Below are 20,459 nucleotides of genomic sequence, written 5' to 3'. Positions count from 1 at the left end.
TTTCCGCCTTCGTGACGTAGCGCGCCGTTCAGAAGCATCGCGGCTGAAGCCGCTCCCACAGAATCATTGTGGTTGACACGCACGCCGCGCCGCGTTGTTCGCGGCGCGGCGAGTCGATCCTTCAGTTCGGCGGTGCCATCGTCAGCCACGGCACATCGCCTTCGAGCGCGACGCGCAGGCGCACCAGTGCTCCACGGTCGGTGAATTCGGTCGACTGAAGCGACACAGCGCCGGAGGTGAGGACGAGGTAGCCGTCTTCCGTCGCACTGGCGGACTGCCATGCAAGGTCGAGCGGTGCCGCGTCGAGGTCGATCGTCTGCCAGGCGCCGGCCCTCGTTCGTCCCCGCGCATCGCGCGTGTCGACGCGCATCACGCAGTGCTCCCCGAATCGCGCGAGGTCGATGGAGAACGCCGTTCGCGTACCAGCCAATTCGCCGGTTGCGACCGTCACCGGAGCAATCCCGAGGCGATCAAGCAACGACGCACTCACACTCAATTGCGCGCTGACGAAACCGCCTGCAGCCGAGTATTCCGCGAGCGGGCGTGGCGCTGTGGCGTCGTCGAAGCCGTCTCGGAAGATCACGACCGTGTCCGCGGGCGTGTCGGTCGCGACGTTGTTGGCAGGATTCGGATCCACAACGTTCGTAACCATGTTCGCGTCCACCGTGGCCTCGAGCAATCCGCTGGCCGGTTCGGCGTCAAGGACGCCTGACAACACATAGGTGACGTGCGTCGATGGCGGCAGGATGACGGTATCGCTGAAGAAGTCGTTCGCACCGCTCAGGCAGGTGGCGCCGCCTGACGATATGCACGTCCATGAGAGGCTGGGCATCTCCGACGGCAGCAGGCCGACGATGTGGACCGTTGCGGTGGCGGAATCCGGACCCGTCTCGTTGGACAGCCGTATCGTGTAGTTGACGAGATCGCCGACCTGCACGAATTGGCGGCCGTCATCGATCGTCACCGCAATGTCGACCTGTGGCGCGGTGCCGTTGCCGGACAACGTGATTGTTCCGCTGCCGGGGGCGCTCGAAGTGACGTTGATCACCTGGGTGGCGGCTCCAACCGAGAATGGCAGAAACGCATAGCTCACAGTGCAACTGCCGTTGGCAGCGATCGTGAAGGGAGCGTTGCCGCAGGTTCCACCCGCATTGAAGAACGGTGCGCTGGCGTTCGACCGTGCCGTGACATCGAGCGACGCGTTGCCGCTGTTTCCCAGCGTCACGGTCATCTGGCCGCTCGTCGTTCCGACCACCTGGTTACCGAAATCCAATGCTGTTGGCGTGATCGTCAGGTGTCCCTCGAGTACTGCCTGCACCGTCGTCGTCACCGTCGTCGCGTTGTTGCCCGGAAACGGATCGGCGGTACCCGACGACGCCGAGATCATGTTGGACAGCACGGTCGCGCCCGCGACGTCGGTTGCTACCTGGACCACAAGCGTGAAACCCGTGTCGCCCGTGGCAACCGACGGATTGGCGCACGAGATCGCACCTGCCGCGCCGACTGCAGGCGTCGAGCACGACCAGCCAGCGGGCGCCGTCAGGGAAACAAACGTCGTGCCCGTCGGCAATGTGTCGGTGAGCACAGCCGTCGTCGCCGCGCTGGGGCCACCGTTGGTCAACGTCACGGCGTAGGTGAGGTTGCTTCCCGCGACGACCGGATCAGGCGAGTCGGTCACATCGAGGGTCAGGTCCGCCAACGCTGTGACCGTGGTTGTCGTCGATGCGCTGTCGTTGGCCGAATTCGGATCACCAGCCGTGGACACCGTCGCCATGTCGGAAATCACCGTGCCCGCGGCCGTCGTCGGATTTACGGCCACCTGCAACACGAACACCGAGCTGCCGAGTGCAATCGACGACGCGCTGCAACTGACAGTGCCGCCAGCGCCGATCGCCGGGGTGGTGCACGTCCAGCCGGCGACGGGATCCATCTCGACGAACGCCAACCCCGACGGCAACACATCCGTCCAGCTGACCGCACCGGACGCATCAGGTCCGACGTTGGTGAGCGTGACCGTGTACGTGAGGTTGGTACCGGCCGTCACCGGATCCGGCGAGTCCGCGAGCGAGATTGAGACATCCGACGACGTCGTCCCGAACAGTCCCACCACGACCGGATCATGATCCGACGCGCGATACGGCGACAACGGCTGGAACACGGTGCGTGGTGGCACCAGCGCGGATCCGTCGGGCTTTTCCTCGAACGTCGATTCGCCGGCATCGCGGATCTCGTCGTTGTAGTCGAGCAGGTCCGTTTCGTCTGCATTGATGTGCCACGCGTCGGCACCGGTGATCTGACTGACCAGGCTCTCGCTCGCAAACGCGTAGTCCAGATGGCCGAGTTCACCACTGAAAACATACGAGTACGCGTCGGTTCCATGCAGCAGTGTTTCCAGGTCGCTGTAACCGCCCGCTTCGAGCGTGGTCACTGGAGTCTCGTGTGCATACGAATTGAAATCACCGAGCAGCAGCACGTCCGGGTCGCCGGCGGCAGGAATCACCGTGTCATTGATCCACGTGAGCAGGCGCGTCGACTGCTGCGTGCGCGTCTGCGCCCAGCAGCCCTGGCCGTCGTTCTGATCCGCATCGGGGCCGCTTGTCGGGCAGCTGCCCTTGGACTTGAAGTGGTTCGCGACCACGGTGAAGCGCTGGCCGGACGCACTGTTCGCCGCGTCGACCACGTCATAGGTCTGCGCGGTCGGCGGGCGGTTGTGGATCGGATCCAGATCGACCAGAGGCGAACCAACCGGCGACACGATACCGGTGCGATACACCTGCATCACGCGGATCGCATCGGTGCCGAGGGTGCCGCCGGTGTTGGCGAACGCATACGGATGCGCGCCGCCGCAGCGATCGTTCACCGCCCCGAGCAGATCGTTGATCGTTACCGCCGGCGTGGTGTTCTCCAGCTCCATGAACGACGCAACGTCGGGATTGAGCGTGCACACGACGACCGATGCGCGCTCACGCTGGCGGTCGAGCTCGGCGATGCTGTCGGCGCCGCGGCAGTCGAGCGTGCCCGACGGTCCGCAAGGACCCGAGCTCGAACTCGACGTCGTGTCGATCGTGGTGAAGTAGTTGAGCAGGTTCATGCCGACCGCGCGGATCGCGCCGCCGACGGCAGGCGGTGTTACCGGGCGCGGGTTGGCGACGGTGAACTCGGTGGGATACGCCGCGCTCGGACGGATGCGCCAGGTGTTGGCGCCGAACCCGGCCCACGACCAATGCAGCACCCCGGTGAGATTCTCGACGTGATCGCCGCCGCGGAAGAAATCGATGCCCTGCGTGCCGACCGAGAAGCCGCCGTTTGCACGCGGGTAGAACACCGACTGGCTGCCATTGGGCTGGCTGAGTGGCGCCTCCTGCAAATTGTTGTCGTCGTCGAGGATCACCTGGCGGCGCGCGAGGTCGGCCAGGTGCGTGGCATACCCAGCCACATCCGGTGTGTTGTCTTCGGTGAACGTGCGCGGCCGGTCGCCCTGGACCAGTTCGATCTGGCCGAAGCGGAACAGCTCGAAGTATTCCGACACCGTCAACGTGTTCGTGTAGGTCACCAGCATGGCTTCGCGCGCTTCGTAGAAGGCGTCGACGTCGCCGGCGATCGGCAGGCTGATCGCGCTCGGAGTCACGTCCGCCATGTGGTTTCCGGCATCGGTGACGACGACCGTGGAGGCCGCGGTCGGCGTCAACTCGGTCATGCCCTGGAATTCGGACACAACCCCGGTGACGCGCACGCGCTGGCCTTCGGCGACGGCGTTCGGCGCGCACAGTCCGCAGAACACGAAGATCCCTTCGGACGTATCTGGATCCGCGTCGACATCGGCGTCCTCCTCCTGCAGGAAAAACCCCGAGAGCTTCGTCGCGCCGAGGAAGTTGCCGACGACGACGCCTTCGACCGTCGCCGTCGCACCGGGGATCGGGGTCGTCGCGCCGCTGCCCTGCACATCGTGGATCCTGATGATGCCAATATCGTCACTGACAATCGTGCCGAGGCCCTGTGCGTCGGCGACCGTTGCGCCGGTTGCGTTGGCGAGGTTCACGAAAAACGTTTCGCTGGCCTCCGCTGTCGTATCGCCGTTGACGAGCACAGTGAACGTGTAGGTGGTGCTGCCGGCAGGAATCGTCTGCGCGGTCAGCGACGCGGCGGTGTAGTCGGACGGCGCGATGGCGGTGCCGTCCGCGGTGGCGATGTCGAACGTGACATCGGTTGGCGACGCGGCAGACAGCGATACCGTGAACGTGAACGTCGTGGTGCCGGCATTGCCTTCATCGAGCGACACATCGTTGATGCCCAGCGTCGGGCCACCCGTGCCATCGGTGCCGTGAGGAGTGACCGAAACGTCGTCGATCGACAGCCCATGGTCTGAACCGCTGTGGTCCGGATCCGACCAGCGCAGCATGATTTCCGAACCGTTTGGAAGCGAAAGCCCGCTGATCGTGAACGTTTTGAGCGTGCGGTTCGCTGCGAGGTTTCCGTTCAGCGCACCGGCGGTACCACCGGTGACCGGGCTCGTGAAATCGAGGTCTGCAACCGCGTTTCCTGCAGACTGGAATTCGGTCAGCGAACCAGTGACTGCAGGCGTGCCGACAAGATACGAAAACGCAATCGTCTGCGCGGCGGCAGCGCTGTTGCGCCACTGCTCACCCGCGTAGGCGACATCGAGCGAGGTGATCGTCCCGCCCGTGTTGTTCTGCAGACGCGCGCCCCAGAAGAAGTTTCCGGCGGCGGCGTTGCTTGAGCCGATCGAACCGAGTGCACGATCGGCGCTGGCAGCCAAGCCATAGCTGTAGAGGTTGCCACCATTGCCGGTCCCTGTGTCCGCAGCAATCGCCGTGCCGGTTCCGGTGCGAACGGCATACCAGCCGGGAATCGTCGCGTTGGCAACCCAGGTTGCAGTGCCGCTCGACGGAAGGCTGTCGAACGTCTGCGCGTACGGCACATCGAGCGCGGTCAGCGACACTTGTGCAACGGCGGGCGCCGCAAAGCCGAACGCGAAGACGCAGATCGACGCGCACGCCGGAGAGATGCGCAGCGACGCAAAACGACGAGCGACCCGCGCAATCGGCGCGCAGAAGATTGGAAACAACATCGTGAAATACCCCCGGAATACCGCGCTGGCTGGCGCAGCGTGCAAAGTCTACAACAAGGTTTGCGCGACATTGCAGGCACGCCGCGAGAGCGCACTGCGTTCGATCAGCCGCGAAAACCCACGTGATCAGCGGCGGAACGATGGCGGATCGATACGACAGCGTCATTACAACCGCAGTGCGCGATATCAATCGCGGCGCAACGGGAAACCACTGACGATGAGTCTGCGGATGGGGCCGCCATCGACGCGCTCTTGCCGGTTCCAGCGCAGCGCGCGTCCATCCCGTTTCTGATCGCGCTGCACACCATCACCGAAGCCAGAACGCAACCGCCGCGAAGTGGGCTGCGGGAGCGCGCGGTTCGCACTGCATCGGGCACGGTTGAAAAAATCCTGCGCGATCTCCTCGTCGTGACCCGCACCCGTCGCGCCGGCGCTACAGATGGAAATCACGCGAGCCACCCGATCCCGGGAGCGATCGTCCATTCGAAGAAGGAGCGGGTCGACATCCTCGATGACGTTCGAGTGTTCTCCGCGCGATTTCGAGAACGACGCATCCTACGTCGCAGCTGTTGCTTCCACTTCAAGCTTCCAGCGGGGTTCGAGCAACCGACAGCACACGACCGTCGAGGCGGGTCGGTGCGTACCCAGGTGCTTCAGCCGCATGAGTCCATTGGCTTCATCGTATTTTGGATCTGCCAGATAGGTACGCAGAGCGACAAGGTTGCTGACGGTCATACCGGCGCTGGCGAGGATCGTGGCCAAGTGTTTCCAGATCAGTTCGGCCTGACCGTCGAACGACTCCGGCATGGTCTTGCCGTCGTTCTCGTACCCGTTGAGTCCGCTGATGAAGAGGAGGCGAGATTCACCTCTGACTTCCACCGCGTGGCTGTAGGCACGATACGGTGGGAAGACGGCGGGCGGATTGTGTTCGATGATTGGCATTCAAAGCGCCCGCGTTACGTACTGGGATGCCGCACGTTCCCACTGGCGAAGCACCAGAACGGCAGGGCCGATCTTGCTCGCATGGAGCGAGGCGATCAAGGCAATCGGCGACAGGCCCCCCGGGTCTCCGTGCATGGGCTGCCGTAGTCGTCACAACACGCCCCTGCCGCGACATTCGAAGGTGGGCTCTGATCGTGAAATTTGTGCGCGCCGTCTAACGTGGGTCGACCGCGTGGTGTGTCCGCATTCGATACGCACTGGCGCGATCAACGGGAACCCCGCGTCGGCACACGCGACGGGGATGTAGCCCAACGCAGTCTTGCTGACGTCCGCGCAAACCAGGACCCGCTCGCGCAATCCGCAGCGCGTGTTGCGACAGCGCCCTTTTTATCGCGTTGACCGACGATGACAACCCGCATTCCACAACCTGAATCGGGCGAGGAACATCTCGCGCCGTGACGCGTTGAATCGGCGCGCCGTTCCCCGCTTGCAAGGGATTGGGTGATTGGGCATCAACACACCTGGACTGTAACGTGCGGCGCGAGGGCCGCGAGGAACGCGTGCGCGTCGAAGGCTGCACCAGCCGGAAGAACGCCCCTTCCGCGTATCGCGCCGGCGAGGATGCGCTCAAGCGCCTCCACCACCAGCGGCGCGCTGACCGCGTAAATGTCCTGTCCGCTGGCGTCTGCACGACGGAGTTCTCCGCCGCGGCGAACATGCACGCTCATCGCAAAGCGTTGCGACGAACGGCCGCTGACGTCGCTGGCAACCGGCGGCGGTGTCGACGGATTGCGGATGTCCTGCAGCGCCGCGAGATTCATGTAGGAATGCAATGACTTCGTTTGCAGATGTCGCGATATGGTGATGACTTCCGAGAGCGGCAGCGCAACCATGGATTGGCTGCCGAACGGCGGCTCGAAATACCAGTGCGCAGGCACTGTTGAATCGGTCAGCACTGCCAGTTCGCTTTTCTCGACGATGAGCCGGGGGTAGTGATTGCGCTGTCCCGTGAGTCGGGTACCGACAGTGGGATGCCAACTGTCGAGCGCGACCGCAACCTCGATCGTGTCGATCGCGATCCAGTCTCCCGCCGCTGCGGTCGCCAGCAGGTCCGCCAGGCCACCGAAGAACGCCATGGAAGGTATGACGATGACGTCGGCGTCGCTGGCGGCTTCCGCATGCTGGTTGAACGCGACCTGGGTTGCGCGCTGCTCGGCGCTGAGATCGAGATAGTGGATACGTGCCCGCAGCGCGGCTTCGATGACCGGCGTCGCCGTGTCGAGGAAGGGGCCGGCGCAGTTGATCACCGCCTTGGCGCCATCCAGCGCTGCGTCGAGCGAAGCCGACTCGACCATCGTCACGACCCGCCGCCGCAATGATGGCCACCTCGCACCCATCGTCGACAGCTTGTCCACGTCCCGACCGATGAGGATTGGTGCAAAACCGCGCCGCACCAGTTCGGCCACCACAAACCGCCCGGTGTGCCCATACGCGCCAACGACCGCAATGTCCGTCATGCGGCCGCGCCGCCATGGAGCGATGCGGTGGCCGATGCGTGTGCTTGCCTCAATTTGACGGCGCACTCCTCGCAACACACCTCGACGGTCTGTCCGCCGACGCGAACCTCGATGGCGGTGTCGTCCAGTGGGCAGTCGCAGGCGGCGCAGGTCTTCTCGTTCATTTGATGCTCCAGTTGAGATGCCCGGGATCGGGCAGCGCCATTGGAGCGCGCGCGGCACCACCGGCGCTGTCGAAAACTTTAGCGATGCAGTGCCACCTGCCGGAACTCGCTCGGCGTGCGCCCGTAAACGTGTTGGAAAGCCGCGCTGAAATGGCTGTGACTGGAAAACCCCAGATCCAGCCCGAGCGCAGTGAGGTCCCCGTACTCGCCGAGAAGATCGAGCGAGCGCGCGAGGCGCAGACGCAGTTGATAGCGATACAGCGGCACGCCCTCGACCTGACGGAAGCTTTGAGTGAGGTACACCGCCGACACGCCGACCTCCGCGGCCACTTCGGCCAGCGTCCAGCGCCGTGCGAGATCGCGCGCCAGCACCAGCTTGGCGCGGTCCACCAGCCGCTGGCGACCGTGGCTGGATTGCGCGGCATGGGTCGTGCGCGGCGCCAGCGCACGATGGATCAGCGTCAGCGCCAGGCTCTCGCCCTCCAGCGCCTCGGCGATGCCTTCTCGCAGCACGTGGCGCAACAGCGCCACCAGCACCTGCGCCCGCGAATCGATGCGCAGGCGAGGCTCGCAGAATCGAAGCGGATCGCGACTGCGCAGCAATGCTGCCGGCGCGACCTCGCACAGCAGGGCCTCGTCCACCGTCAACGCGAGACTGGCGTCGCCGCCCGGGTTCGGATGGCTGATCTGGTAGTCCTCGCCAGCATGGAAGAACAGCACCTGGCTCGCGTCCGCCACCACTTCCTGAGCGCCCACATGACGCACGTAGGTGCCGCGATACGGGAACACCAACTGCATGCGCTGCGCGCGCTCGATCGCGCTCTTGTCGCGACAGGTGCCGAGGCAGAGCACGTCGCGGACGACGATCAGCGGCGTCGAGAGCAGGTTGTGGATGGTGAAGTCCGACATGGCCTTCCGAGCATCGAGGGAGGGAACGACCGATGGATTATCCAGACTCTTCAGCGTCTTTGCCCTGAGGAAAAAAACTGCATCTCGAAAGAATGCGAGGTGGCCGCTTGACGCGCCGCGCTGCTGCGCCTGTCGGCCGGATTGACACCCGCCTGGTGGATCGTGTGGCTGGCGCCGGTTCGGCCGGCGCGGCGACTCCATCGGCGACATGTCTTAACCGGGAACTCTTTGGCGTTTTTCGTTACGACCAGGAGAAAACCCATGTTTCGTCTTTCATCGCCCCATCGTCTTCCCACCGTTCTTGCCTGTCTCTTCGGCTGCGCCTTTGCACCGCTCGCGTTCGCGCAATGGATCTTCGTCGGCCCGGCGAGCGATCCGGAGTGCGACTACACCACGATCCAGGCAGCCGTGGACGCGTGGGCGGCGTCGCCAAGTTCCGATGCCATCACGATCGTCATTTCCAACATGCAGTCGTACCCTGCATCGGCGATCACGATACCGACGCCCGTGGCGAGCACGCAGTTGGGATTGCGCGGGGACATGCCCGGATGCCGGCTGAGCGCTCCGTCCGGGCATGTCGTACTCGACGGTGCCGGCAATAGCGGCGAGCCCGTTGTCGCGATCGACGGCGCGGTGGCGGGAGACGATCACCGATTCGAAATCACGCTCGGCCCGGCTCTGGAGATCACTGGTGGACATGTCGCCGGCAACGGCGGCGGCCTTCGACTCCGCGGCAACGCGGTCGCGAGCCTGTTCGAAACCATCGTCCACGACAACAGTGCCGCGAACGGCGGCGGCGTGTCTGTCGAGACAACCGCTGCCGGCGCGCCCCACCTGATCATGGTGGGCAACGACCACGCTGCCACGATCCGCGACAACGCAGCGACGCAGGACGGTGGCGGACTCTATTGTTCGGATGCCACGACGTACTGCGATCGCTATTGCCTGATCGCGGGCAATACGGCCGGCCGCAACGGTGGCGGTGTTGCACAACAGTCGTGTGAAACGGCCATCTATCCGACCAAAAGCTCCGGCGGCAACGACTTCAATGTCGGACTGCGCGGGAACTCCGCGGTGGGTGACGGCGGTGGCGCATGGGCTTCCGGTGGGTATTTCGCCGTCGGCGGTTCGCCGCCGCTGAAACCGGCACCGGTGGTGGGAAACAACGCGGGGGGAAATGGCGGCGGACTGTACTTCACCAATGCCGGAGCGTTCTCGAACACGCAGAACGGCGTGCAGTTCGACGACAACCAGGCAGACGGCGACGGCGGAGCGCTGTTCGCCGACTCGGGTTTCCTGCAGCTCGGCGCGGGTTTCGGCTGGACCGGCTGCACGGTTTTCGACGGCTGTCCCCGATTCCTTCGCAATCACGCGGGCGGTTCCGGCGGCGCCATCGCCTTGTCGGGCAGCGCGCAAGGCCAGGTGTCGGACACGATGTTCACCGACAACGATGCCATGCGCGCAAGCGTTCTCCAGACGAGCGTCGCCGGTGCCGGGCTCTCGTTGACCAACGCGCAGATTGCAGGAAACCACGGCGCACCCGAATTGCTGCGCTCGTCGGGCGGCACCATCGATTTGCGTTACGTGACGATCGCGGACAACGGAGGGGACAACGACACCTTGATCCGCTTCGACGCGCCCGGTTCGTTCGGCGCGACCAACTCGATCCTCTACGATCTCGAAGGCGCGGCGTCGGGCGTCGTCGTGATCGCACCGACGGGAACCACGCTTTATGTCAACTGCACTCTGGTCGGCAACGACACGGGACTCGCCGGCGAAGCTGGCGTCACGAACCTCGTCGTCGCCGATCCGCAATGGGACACAAGCGGGCTGTATCCGGTGGGCCTGTACGTCCCGGGTCCCGACTCCCCCGCCGTCGACGCCTGCGGCCCGGGGCCGGGAACGATCACCGACTTTCTCGGCACTGCGAGACCGCAGGACGTTGCGAAACCCGACGCCGCCGGGATGTACGACATGGGCGCAGTGGAGCGTTTGCCGGATCATCTCTTTGGCGACGGATTCGAGGAGCCCTGAGCACGCGGCGACGTCGATTGATCTTCGCGAGCGTCGCCGATGGCATTGTTGGATCCAAGAACGTGATGATGACCAACCACGCGCGTCGTCCGGTGACTCCCGATTCCGCCTGCGGTGTTTCCCAACCTGCGAAAATCCAGTGCACGCGTGACGTGCATTGGTTCCATCGAACTGACTGACGAACCTGTGCGCCGAGACGGACGCTGCACGTCGAGCGTCGTCGACTGCGAGACATGCTTGCTCATCGAAGCGCTGCACCTTATCGCGCGACGCCGCACGATCATTACCGATCCCGCAGAGCGGAAAGCGCGCATCGTGCGTCGACGTCGGGTTCGGCTGCTCGCCTCGAGTCGCCGTCGATCGAGACCCGTCGTAGGTCTTTAGGCGTATTCGCTGCCCGCCTTCCGATCGATCTTGTCGTGCGCATGTTTGCCTAGACTCGGGTGCTGCGCGGCATGTTCGCTGCGTTCATTCCGGGGAATTCCATGCTGTCTTCGTTTCCGCGTAGCGCGCTCGCTGCAACCCTGGGTCTTGCCGCGTGCGGCATCGCGCCCGCTGTTGCCGAAGAAACCGAGGCCCTGTTCGAGGAGAACGCGCAACAGGACGACAGCCGCTCGCCGCGTAAACCACGCTCGCCGACCGTGCAGGGAAGTGCGACACCGTGGCTCGGTGACGCGGTGCAAGTGACCGCGAAAGGCACTGCGGCGGATTGGCCGACGACCCTCGCCACCGAGTTGCTCGACTACCAGGACGCGATCGGTGCGCCGGGCGATTTCCAGGACCTCGTGACCCGCGTTCCCGGCGTCGGCGCCACCGGGCAGAACGGTCTTTTCGAAACCTTTTCGATTCGCGGCAGCGGCGGCAACGAAATCCTGATTCTCGTCGCCGGCATGCCGGTCACCGCGCAGCGTCGGGCCGGCGTGCCAGTGGCGTTCGTCGAACCTTCCCTGCTCGGCGAGATCAACGTGACGCGCGGTCCGTCGGTGGTGCACTTTGGCGCCGGCGCGCTCGGCGGAGCGATATCGATCGAACCGCGCTGGTTCGGCGCGCCGACCGCGGCCCTCGGCTATGCCAGCGCCGGCAATGAGGCAAACGTGATGGCGGGCATCGGCTCGGACTCCTTTTCAGTCGGTGTCGCCCGGCACCAGGCAGGCGACAGCGAAGCCCCCGACGGCACTCCACTCAATACGCAGTTCCAGCGCGAGAGCGCGACCGCGCAGTACCGCACCCGTGTTGGCGAGTTCGACGTCGACGCGCTGCTGATGCCGTCACGCACCGAGAACATCGGCAAGTCCAACAGCCGGTATCCCACCCGCGACACCACGTATCCGGAAGACAGCCATACGCTCGGCCGCGTGCGCCTGCGTCACGACAGCGGTTTCCAGGCCAGCGTGCAGGCCCACGCGCAGTATCTCGGTACGCACAACCAGCGCCCGAACACGCCAGATACGTTCGCTGCAATCAGCAGCACCGACATCGGCTCGACCGTGCAGCAGACCTTCGACATCGGCGACTTCAGCAACGACGTCGGCATCGAATATCTCGGTCGGCGCAACGTCACCGGTTACGACGCGGTGCAATCCGTGCACGACCGCACCTACAGCCTCCGTGATGCCAGCGAAGATTCCTGGTCGCTGTTCGCCCTCACCGACTGGCGTCTCACGCCGCAGTTCGCGCTGGAATTCGGCGGGCGCTACACGACCACCGAGCAGGATCAATCAGGCGCGGGATCGAGCGACTCGGACAAGGCCTTCACCGCCGGCGCAGTGTGGACGCCGACAGATGCCAGCCGCTGGACATTCAATCTTGCATCGGGCTATCGATTTGCAACGCTGGAGGAACGTTTCTACACCGGCGTCACCGCCCAGGGCGGGATCATCGGCAATCCGGATCTTGGCTCCGAACACTCCTTGGGCATCGACCTCGGTTACGCCTTGCAGTCCGGAGACTTCAGAACCGAGATCCACGCGTGGCGGATGAATGTCGATGACCTGATCCAGCTGATCGAATTGCAGCCGGATATCCAGGGCTACGTGAACGTCGGAAAAGGCAAGCTGCACGGCCTCGAAGCCGCTGTCGACTGGGCCCCCAGCGCGGACTTCTCGTTGCGAGCAACCGGTGCCATCGTGCGCGGCAAGGACGGCGACGGCTCCACGCTTTATGGCATCCCGCCGCTATCGGCCGCGCTCGAAGCCAGGTACACACTTGCCGACGTCACCCTCGGTGCGCGTTACAGCCACCGCTGGAGTGTCACCCGCCCGGGCTTCGAAGAACTGGAGCGAGCGTCCGTCGACGTGGTGGATGCAGAGCTGCGCTATCCGCTTCGTCCCGACCTCGACGTACAGCTCTACATGCGCAATGCATTCGACGAGCAGTACTACGCAACGTCCGACGAACTGTCGACGTTCGCGCAGGAACGCTCGATCGGCATCAATGTGGTGTGGACGATGCAGTGAGTGGCGGACGCTGCGTGTGCCCGGCGACGCCGACTGGCCGCAGGTTGGTACTTCATCGGCGCTGATGACCGCGCTCCATGCGTCGGCACATCGGTCAGCAGCGCGCGTCCGGATCAGCGCGTGTTCCATCAGACACCGATGCGATAGGCAGGACGTGCGCGTTCGCCAGGCCGGCGGGTGCGCGGTGGGCCAACGCCGTCATCCCCTCAAAATGGAATGACATCTGGATTCGCTTCGCAGACCCCGGCATGGATGCCGTCATGTCACGGGCTCTTCGGGCCGTTGTACGGTCGCCTCCCCGTCGCCTGCTCACTTGCGAGTCGTCAACCGCGCGAAGCGACACTGCTGCTGCGGTTCGCGCGCGACGAGCGTCGTATCCTTCCCTGCTGATCCAGACAAAAAAGCCTGTGGTGCCACGCGTCCCAGCTTCGTGCGACGTTCTGTGGACGCAACGGACACGTTGCTGACGCCTCGATGGTTGAGAGCGGTTGGATACTCTCGGCGCTCGGATGAAGAAGACTGCGCGCTGAGGGAGCGGAATCACCGAGTAGCGCTGTGAGGCGTCGTGCGATGCGAGGATTTTGCGGGACTCGCTTGCCTCGATCGCCATCCTGAGGAGGTTCACGCATCGTTGCTACGGAGCCGAGCGCGACTGATGCCGACACCGTGATTTGCGGCATCCCGACGCTCGCAACCGCTTTTCTCGTCGCCATCGACGTGGGACGGATCTATCGCGCTTGTACAACGCGAGTGCTCACGAAGAGACGCTCTTCTATCGACCCCGAGCGGGCAGCCACACAAAAAAACCGCCGTGCCGGGTGATTGAAATTTGTGCTGCCGAGTTCCGCCCCGTTCCGCACTGCACTCCTTCCCCAACTCCATCATCACGCGATACGCTCGCGACCCGAGTCTCCACGACGCAGCCGTTGGTATCCGAGGTGGGGCGCAGCAACGTATGGGAGCACTGAGCTGGATCTTCACGCTGCTCGCGTTGAATGGCGCGGTGATGGCGGTGCTGCTCGCTGTTGCGCGCATCAACAGGATCGCCAACGGCTTTCTTGCGGCACTCGTCGGCTTGATCTCGCTGAGGCTGGCGATCTACGTGCTTGGCTTTGCGGGCGTCTACGACGACCACCCGTGGATCACGTTTGCTCCGCTGGACGCATCGCTCGCGTTCGGAGCTTTGCTGTGGCTTTACGTCGAATCGCTGACGCGTGGGCTGCCGCCAGAACGCTGGCGCCTGCATCTGTTACCCGCAGGCGTCCAGCTCGCCTATTCCGCGGCAGCGTTCGCGCTGCCGCTGGACGTCAAGTTGCGGTGGTTTCGCGGACCTCATCTTGACTGGATCGAACCGATCGGATTCATCGCGGTACTAGGCTCCTGCGCGGCGTATCTCGCGCTCTGCTGGCGCCGTCAGCGTGCGTATCAGAGCTGGCTTGACGATACGTTCGCGAATCGCGAGCGGTGGCGGCTTGCATGGCTGACGGCGATTCTCGGTGCGTTCGCCGTGACGCTGGCGTTTGCCACAACGGCCGCCGTCATCAATGCCTTCTCAGTGCCGGTCGACTATTTCGGCCGCACGCCCGTCATCCTTGCGTCCTCGCTCCTCGCCTACTTGCTCGGCCTGCTCGGGTGGCGTCACGCCACGGTTGTTCTTCCGCCGCAGCCTTTGACGCACGCGCTAGCGGATGCGCCCGATCCGCGACGTTCCCGACCAGCGGCCATCTTTCCTGCGTGGGCGATGCGAGTGGAGACGGAGGGCTGGTGGCGCGAGGAAGGGCTGACGCTGTCGCAGGTTGCCCAGCGACTGGGCACGTCCGAGCGAACACTGTCGCGTGGACTGAGCGAGGGCGCCGGCCGCAACTTCAACGAGTTCATCAACGGACTCCGCGTGGAGGCGGTCATGCGCGCGATCTCGGGCGGAGCGCGTGACGACCTTCTGTCTCTCGCCTTCGACTACGGGTTCAGCTCGAAGGCCAGCTTCAACCGGGCGTTCCTTCGCTACACGGGAACCACACCGTCACTCTGGCGGGCATCGGCGCCTCAGATATCGCCAACCGGTACGTCTGGCGCGACCTGAGGCGACGTCAGTGGCTGCTGCGCGCAGCCTGGGTTTCCCCTGACGGAGACCTCGAAAATGCTCAGCCTGTTGATGTTGTTCACTGCGGCAGCCACGGTATCGGGCGCATCCTCGCTTTTGCCAAACGACCGAGATGCGCCAGGTTGTGCACTCGACGTGCGGCGCAATGGAGTGATTGTCGAGGCAGCGGCCACTGGCCTCGCAAACCTCGAAGACGGGGCGCCCCTCACCACCGACACCGTGTTCGAGATCGGCTCGGTGTCCAAGCAGTTCATCGGTGCCGGAATCGCGCTGCTGGCCGAGCGCGGCCGTCTCGACGTTGCAGACCCGATCGTGAAGTGGCTGCCCGAACTGCCCCCGCTCTACCGCGGCGTGACCATTTCGATGCTGGTGCATCACACCAGCGGCATCCGCAACTGGAACAACCTGGCCGAGCTGACAGGTCGGGGAGAAGACTCGACCGGCTACGACAATGCGTGGGTGCTCCGTGCGGTCGCTCGTCAGCATGGCGTGAACAACGCGCCCGGTGCGGAGTATCTGTACAGCAATTCGAATTTCGTGCTCGCCGCAATCATCATCGAGCGTGCGTCGGGTCAGCCTCTGAATGACTTCTATCGTACGGCGCTGTTTGCGCACCTCGGCATGACGCACACGCGCTGGCGAACGGACTTCCGTGAGATTGTGCAAGGACGGGCTCAAGCGTACGGGCCGGGCGACCGCGGTGGATGGCAGCTCGACATGCCGCTCAATGGCGTCGCCGGCGCGGGCGGTCTTTTGTCCACGGTCGATGACCTGCAGCGTTGGAACGCTGCGCTGGCGGCGCCCGGGCCGGATGATGCGACGTGGGTCGCTGCGCTGTTGCGCTCCGGAGCACTTGGCGACGGCACGGCTCTCATGTACGGCATGGGCATCGAGACGGCAGCCATCGCCAACGTTGCCGCATTCAGTCACGCCGGCTCAACGGGATCCTACCGCGCATGGCTCGGCTTCTTTCCATCGGAACGCGTGTCGGTTGCGCTGCTGTGCAACTCTGGCGCGGTGAACACCGAGGACCTTGGCCCACAGGTCGCGTCGCGTTTTCTGCCTCGCTCGACTCCCGCTCCCAACGTTTCAAGCGTGGCGATCACGGCGCCGGTCGCCCTTGCCGGCCTCTACCGGAATCGTGCGAATGACACCGTCGTCGAGGCAAAGATCGACGCATCCGGCCTGCATCTCAACGGCGGCCCTGGTTTTGGCTCGATCGACGTGGACCATCTTGCGACCGCTGATGGACGGCGGACCGCAACGGTGCTGCGAACCGCGAGCGATGAGGTCATTGGACTGACGGTCACGCGCGCGGGCAACTCGCCCGTGTTCCTCGAACGCACCGCTGCGTGGAAGCCTTCACGCGCTGAACTTTCCGCATTCGTCGGCCGCTACCAGAGCGACGACATCGATGGCGTGCAGACCGTGGAACTTGCGGGCGACGGCTTGGCGTGGCGCGATCCAGCCGGAGTGCTACACCGTCTCGCCCCCAGTTACCAAGATGCGTTCGATGCGCCCGACGCATCCTGGACACTCCGCTTTCGCCGGATTTCCAAACGCGTCGCAGCTCTCGACATGTCGATCACGCGCGCGAGGCGGGTTTCATTTCACCGCATCGGACCCTGACTGGACTAAAACCGACACGCGAGTCCTCGTTCGGCTCTTTACGACGACTCCAACGCCGGGGAAACGCGCACGGGTCCGTCCGAACTTTGGGCGAAGGTTGACCGTCCGTCATCGGCGCACTCGAGCAAGACTGCAAGGCGAGTCGGAAAAGTCACCGCTGACATGTCTGAAAAACCGCCGGCTTCTCGCCGACGGTCCGCTCTTCACTCTGGTGGGAGTGCTGCGTTATCCAGTGTGGCGGATCAGTGATCCTTCTTCATCATCCCGTCGCTCTTCATCATCTTGTCGTGCTGCATCTCCATGTCCTTCATGGGGACCATCCCATCCTTGTTCTTCTTCATCGACGACCAGTTTGCCGCCGTCGCACCATCGGACTTCATGTATTCATCCTTCGAAATCATGCCATCGCCGTCGGTGTCCATGGCTTTCATGCTCATGTCCGATTTCATCGCGCCATCATGCTTCATCGAATCTTGCTTCATCGAATCATGCTTCATCGAATCCTGCGCGAATGCCGCCGTCGAGGCGCACATGAGTGCAGCAATCATGGTGATGTTGACCTTCTTCATGCAATTCTCCGTTTGGATGGCTTGTTCACAAAACGCGGAGCATGGACGCTTCGCGTGGTTGCGATCACGACGACCGCATCCAGAGTATTCGACCGGACCTGTGAACGTTTTCATTTCACCCGCCAAGCCGGTATTCAGCGGGCGTTGGCATTGACGCAACGCGCTCACCTGAAGAGTCCCTCGGCGCAAAGCTGAGGGTGAGCCTGACTGTTCTCAGAGCACGTCCATCCTCCGATTCGTGGTCCGACCCTGAATGAGAAAAAACACGTCTCCGTTCGAGTCCACAGCGCGGGCGACGGGACTTGTGGAATGCCACTTACTCAAAGCCGTCGGCAAATATCCCATCATCGTTCGTCTCCACGGCGCCGATATCGGCGGCGGCACCGACGACGCGTGGCAGCCCGCGCTGGTCGATCGTGGCGCTGTGCGCGGCGCCGTGGTCGATCACCGGGCTGTTCGACAGCGGCAAGTGCGTCCGGGTCGGACCGCCGTTGTCCTGCAACGGACCGAGGCCAGGCTGGGATTCGAAGATCGTGTCGGCGGGCACCGGGCGGTGCGTCCATCCGACGATGTTGGTATCTCCGAGAATGGTGAGCGAAGCGGGAGCGTCGATGTCGTCCGCGGCAAACGGGGGTTTGCCGTCGTCGAAGTAATTCCCGGCGGCGATGGTGCTGGTCATGGACGCATTGACGACGCCCGGGCCAAACACGATGCCCGCACCGAATTTCATGCTGACCTGATTTGTTTCACTGTTCCCGGTGATGGTGCAATTGGTGACGGTGGTGTCCGCCGCGTTCACGTACAGGGCGCCACTGAACTCTTGCGCGGATTGCTCGCTGACATTGCCGGAAAACGTGCTGCTGATGATGAAGACCGGCGAGGTCTCCCGGCCGAGCATGACTACCCCCGACGTGCCGGTGGTGGCGATGTTGTTGGACACGGTCGAACGCACCAATACGCCGCCCTTGGCCACCCACGCGGCACCGCCGTCACGGGATGCCAGGTTTCCATCGAGGGTGCTGTCCTCGATCCATGCGGACCCGTTCGTCAATAATCCGCCGCCACCTGCGAGGCCGCTGCCGGGGGCCGCCGATGACACCCAGTTGTTCGTGATCGTGCTCTTGTAGATGAAGACGTTCCCTTGCGCATACAGACCGCCGCCCGCTGCGATCTGGTGATCGGTTCGTGCAATGTTGCTGGCGATCGTCGTGCGCTGCAGGAGCACGTCACCGTCGCCGTAGACAGCGATGGCGCCCCCGCGCGCGTATCCGTCCTGCCCGACCGGCGTCACCACCGCACAAGAGCGGAACACCGAATCGGTGATGTTGAGGTTGCCGCCATCCGAACGCAGGCAACCTCCACCGAGACTCGCGTTGGAGACGTAGGTGGCCCCGCTGATCGTGACACCGCTGATGTCGAGATGGCCGCCTGCGCCTACGTGATTGAAGATGCGACGGCCCTGGTTGCCGGTGCCGTTGATCTCGAGTTGCGCGGCGCCAGGGCCGACCAGTTCGACATCGTGCAGCGTCATCGCACCGGAGGTCACCGAGATCGTGCTGCAGGCGAGTGAACCGAGGTCGATACCGTCGCCGTGATTGGCATGCGTCGCGGCGTCGCGCAAGCTGCCCGCGCCGGAGTCATTGCAGTTTTCCACCACCCAGAGAATGGAACCGTCGGGTCGGGGCGTGGCGGTGTTGGATCCTGACGCGCGGTCGGCGGCGACGCTCGTGCCGACGGCGAGCGCGAGAGCGAGCGCAAGCGCAAGGGGCGTGATGCATGGCTTCGAAAAGGCTGCTCGCGAATGGTTCGCTGGAGTGTGCGGCACCGCCTCATCGCAAGGCGTAGCGCATTCACTCGCGATGGCAAACGGTGCTGAAGTGTGGCGGGATGTGGCGATGTCAAATGCGTTCATGGTGTCCTCTCCGTTGCAGTCAGGCGTCGTCATGGTCGCGGCGGGTTCGGGCCGGCCGGGTGGTTGTTCCTGGTAACGACGAAAAGGTGGCCCAACTGCCATGCGGGACTACTTCCGGCAGTTCAGACTTTCAGGTCCGTGGGGATCTCCACTGCAGGCGACAGCGAGGTCCGCGAAATCTGACCCATCGCCCGATTGCCAACGCGCGACCACCATCCCGGCGAGGCATCCATTCATCCCGTGATTGGCGGCGATTTCTCGCAGTGAGTCCGTGCTCAGTTGATGTCGGGGGCACCGTGTCGCTGCGGGCCGGCAACCCGTCGCCTCCACCGCACACCACGCATGGAGATCTTGGTGATCACGCCGTGCGCTGCCCGTCGCTCTCGTGCATGATGCGGGCGCTGGGCACCCCGCTCATCAGCACGCCCGACAGCTGAAAAGTGATGCGGCCATGCGCGTGATCATCCAGACGGCATGGTCTGGAAGTGACCGGTTTTCATTGCGTTGGCGCCCTCGGGTACCGAGCACTGCAATGCGGGCCGAGAGTGGGGCGACGAGTCGGTCCGCGATGACGATCTCCACTCCACTCGTCAACGCGATCAGGAGCAACGCGTCTGTGAATCGGCACGCTTTGCACCTGCGGTCGAAGCACGGGTCGTGCGTGACCTCTTCATCCGTCCACTTGGATGCCAAGCGGCCCGAGCGAGCGGCCAGCCCAGATGAAACGACGTCTCGCACGATGCGCCCGAGTCACCGACAGACTCTCAACCTTGTTGCATCGTTTGCGTTTGAACCCCGTCTGGTGTCCCACGGAACGACCGAGGTCTATGTGAAGCAGATCGTTGGCCTCTTGTTCGCAGCCATCATGTCGCTATCGAGTGCTACTGGCGCGCGTCAGTCGTTCGATATTGCAGTTCCAGTGCTGTCGTCCCCTGTTTCGTTCGAGCAGGGTTCGCTACTTGCGTTCGAGCTGCATCTGACAAATTTTGCGAGTGACCCTGTTGACGTCCGTTCCATGCAGGTCATTGATGCCGGCGACGGCCGAACCATCGCCACCTTTGCCGGTGCAAAGCTGGCTGAGAGATTCAAGGTCGTTGGCGTTGCCTCGAGCCCCGCATCCGCCATCGTCGCTGCCGG

Annotated in this window: 12 protein-coding genes; 5 read left to right on the top strand and 7 right to left on the bottom strand. The window is 64.0% G+C overall.

Features of this window, described 5'->3' with window-relative positions:
• Positions 1 to 121: 121 nt before the first annotated feature.
• The 5 genes from ABIV12_RS13985 to ABIV12_RS13965 form a co-directional block, all read right to left on the bottom strand.
• Positions 122 to 5,089, bottom strand: coding sequence for an ExeM/NucH family extracellular endonuclease (locus ABIV12_RS13985; RefSeq protein WP_348060340.1), 4,968 nt, complete (start codon positions 5,087 to 5,089; stop codon positions 122 to 124).
• 555 nt (positions 5,090 to 5,644) lie between these two features.
• On the bottom strand, positions 5,645 to 6,031 hold the full coding sequence (locus ABIV12_RS13980; RefSeq protein WP_348060338.1) for a RidA family protein: 387 nt from the start codon (positions 6,029 to 6,031) through the stop codon (positions 5,645 to 5,647).
• Between the two features lie 512 nt (positions 6,032 to 6,543).
• Positions 6,544 to 7,548, bottom strand: a complete 1,005-nt coding sequence (locus ABIV12_RS13975) for a saccharopine dehydrogenase NADP-binding domain-containing protein (RefSeq protein WP_348060336.1) — start codon at positions 7,546 to 7,548, stop codon at positions 6,544 to 6,546.
• Complete coding sequence (locus ABIV12_RS13970; RefSeq protein ID WP_348060334.1) at positions 7,545 to 7,712, bottom strand: hypothetical protein; 168 nt, start codon at positions 7,710 to 7,712, stop codon at positions 7,545 to 7,547. Before ABIV12_RS13970 ends, ABIV12_RS13975 begins: the two co-directional genes overlap by 4 nt.
• Before the next feature lie 78 nt (positions 7,713 to 7,790).
• Positions 7,791 to 8,621: an AraC family transcriptional regulator gene (locus ABIV12_RS13965; protein ID WP_348060332.1), complete on the bottom strand. Its 831-nt coding sequence runs from the start codon at positions 8,619 to 8,621 to the stop codon at positions 7,791 to 7,793.
• A gap of 261 nt (positions 8,622 to 8,882) precedes the next feature.
• Between ABIV12_RS13965 and ABIV12_RS13960 the strand changes: the two genes are divergently transcribed.
• The 4 genes from ABIV12_RS13960 (at position 8,883) to ABIV12_RS13945 (ending at position 16,841) form a co-directional block, all read left to right on the top strand.
• Positions 8,883 to 10,655 (top strand): hypothetical protein, encoded by a 1,773-nt coding sequence (locus tag ABIV12_RS13960; RefSeq protein ID WP_348060330.1) that lies wholly within the window; start codon positions 8,883 to 8,885, stop codon positions 10,653 to 10,655.
• Between the two features lie 485 nt (positions 10,656 to 11,140).
• The gene (locus tag ABIV12_RS13955) at positions 11,141 to 13,111 is read left to right on the top strand and encodes a TonB-dependent receptor (protein WP_348060328.1); all 1,971 of its coding nucleotides are present in this window, start codon (positions 11,141 to 11,143) and stop codon (positions 13,109 to 13,111) included.
• Positions 13,112 to 14,066: 955 nt separating this feature from the next.
• Positions 14,067 to 15,191 carry an AraC family transcriptional regulator gene (locus ABIV12_RS13950; RefSeq protein WP_348060326.1) on the top strand — a complete coding sequence of 375 codons (1,125 nt, stop codon included), beginning with the start codon at positions 14,067 to 14,069 and terminating at the stop codon, positions 15,189 to 15,191.
• A gap of 57 nt (positions 15,192 to 15,248) precedes the next feature.
• Positions 15,249 to 16,841, top strand: a complete 1,593-nt coding sequence (locus tag ABIV12_RS13945) for a serine hydrolase domain-containing protein (RefSeq protein WP_348060325.1) — start codon at positions 15,249 to 15,251, stop codon at positions 16,839 to 16,841.
• Between the two features lie 242 nt (positions 16,842 to 17,083).
• Here ABIV12_RS13945 and ABIV12_RS13940 read toward each other — a convergent pair whose 3' ends face one another.
• Both ABIV12_RS13940 and ABIV12_RS13935 read right to left on the bottom strand, forming a co-directional pair.
• Positions 17,084 to 17,410: a pentapeptide MXKDX repeat protein gene (locus ABIV12_RS13940; protein ID WP_348060323.1), complete on the bottom strand. Its 327-nt coding sequence runs from the start codon at positions 17,408 to 17,410 to the stop codon at positions 17,084 to 17,086.
• A gap of 316 nt (positions 17,411 to 17,726) precedes the next feature.
• A complete protein-coding gene (locus ABIV12_RS13935; protein WP_348060321.1) occupies positions 17,727 to 19,322 on the bottom strand; it encodes a choice-of-anchor Q domain-containing protein in 1,596 nt (531 codons plus the stop codon).
• Positions 19,323 to 20,124: 802 nt separating this feature from the next.
• Here ABIV12_RS13935 and ABIV12_RS13930 point away from each other — a divergent pair.
• Positions 20,125 to 20,459, top strand: a 335-nt coding sequence (locus tag ABIV12_RS13930) for a hypothetical protein (RefSeq protein WP_348060319.1), incomplete at its 3' end; no start/stop codon positions are given.

Origin of the sequence: Dokdonella sp. (assembly GCF_039926425.1) — a bacterium.
Classification (GTDB): Bacteria; Pseudomonadota; Gammaproteobacteria; order Xanthomonadales; family Rhodanobacteraceae; genus Dokdonella_A.
The sequence above is the reverse complement of the archived record's forward strand: the minus strand, read 5'-3'. Positions and strand labels throughout refer to the sequence as shown.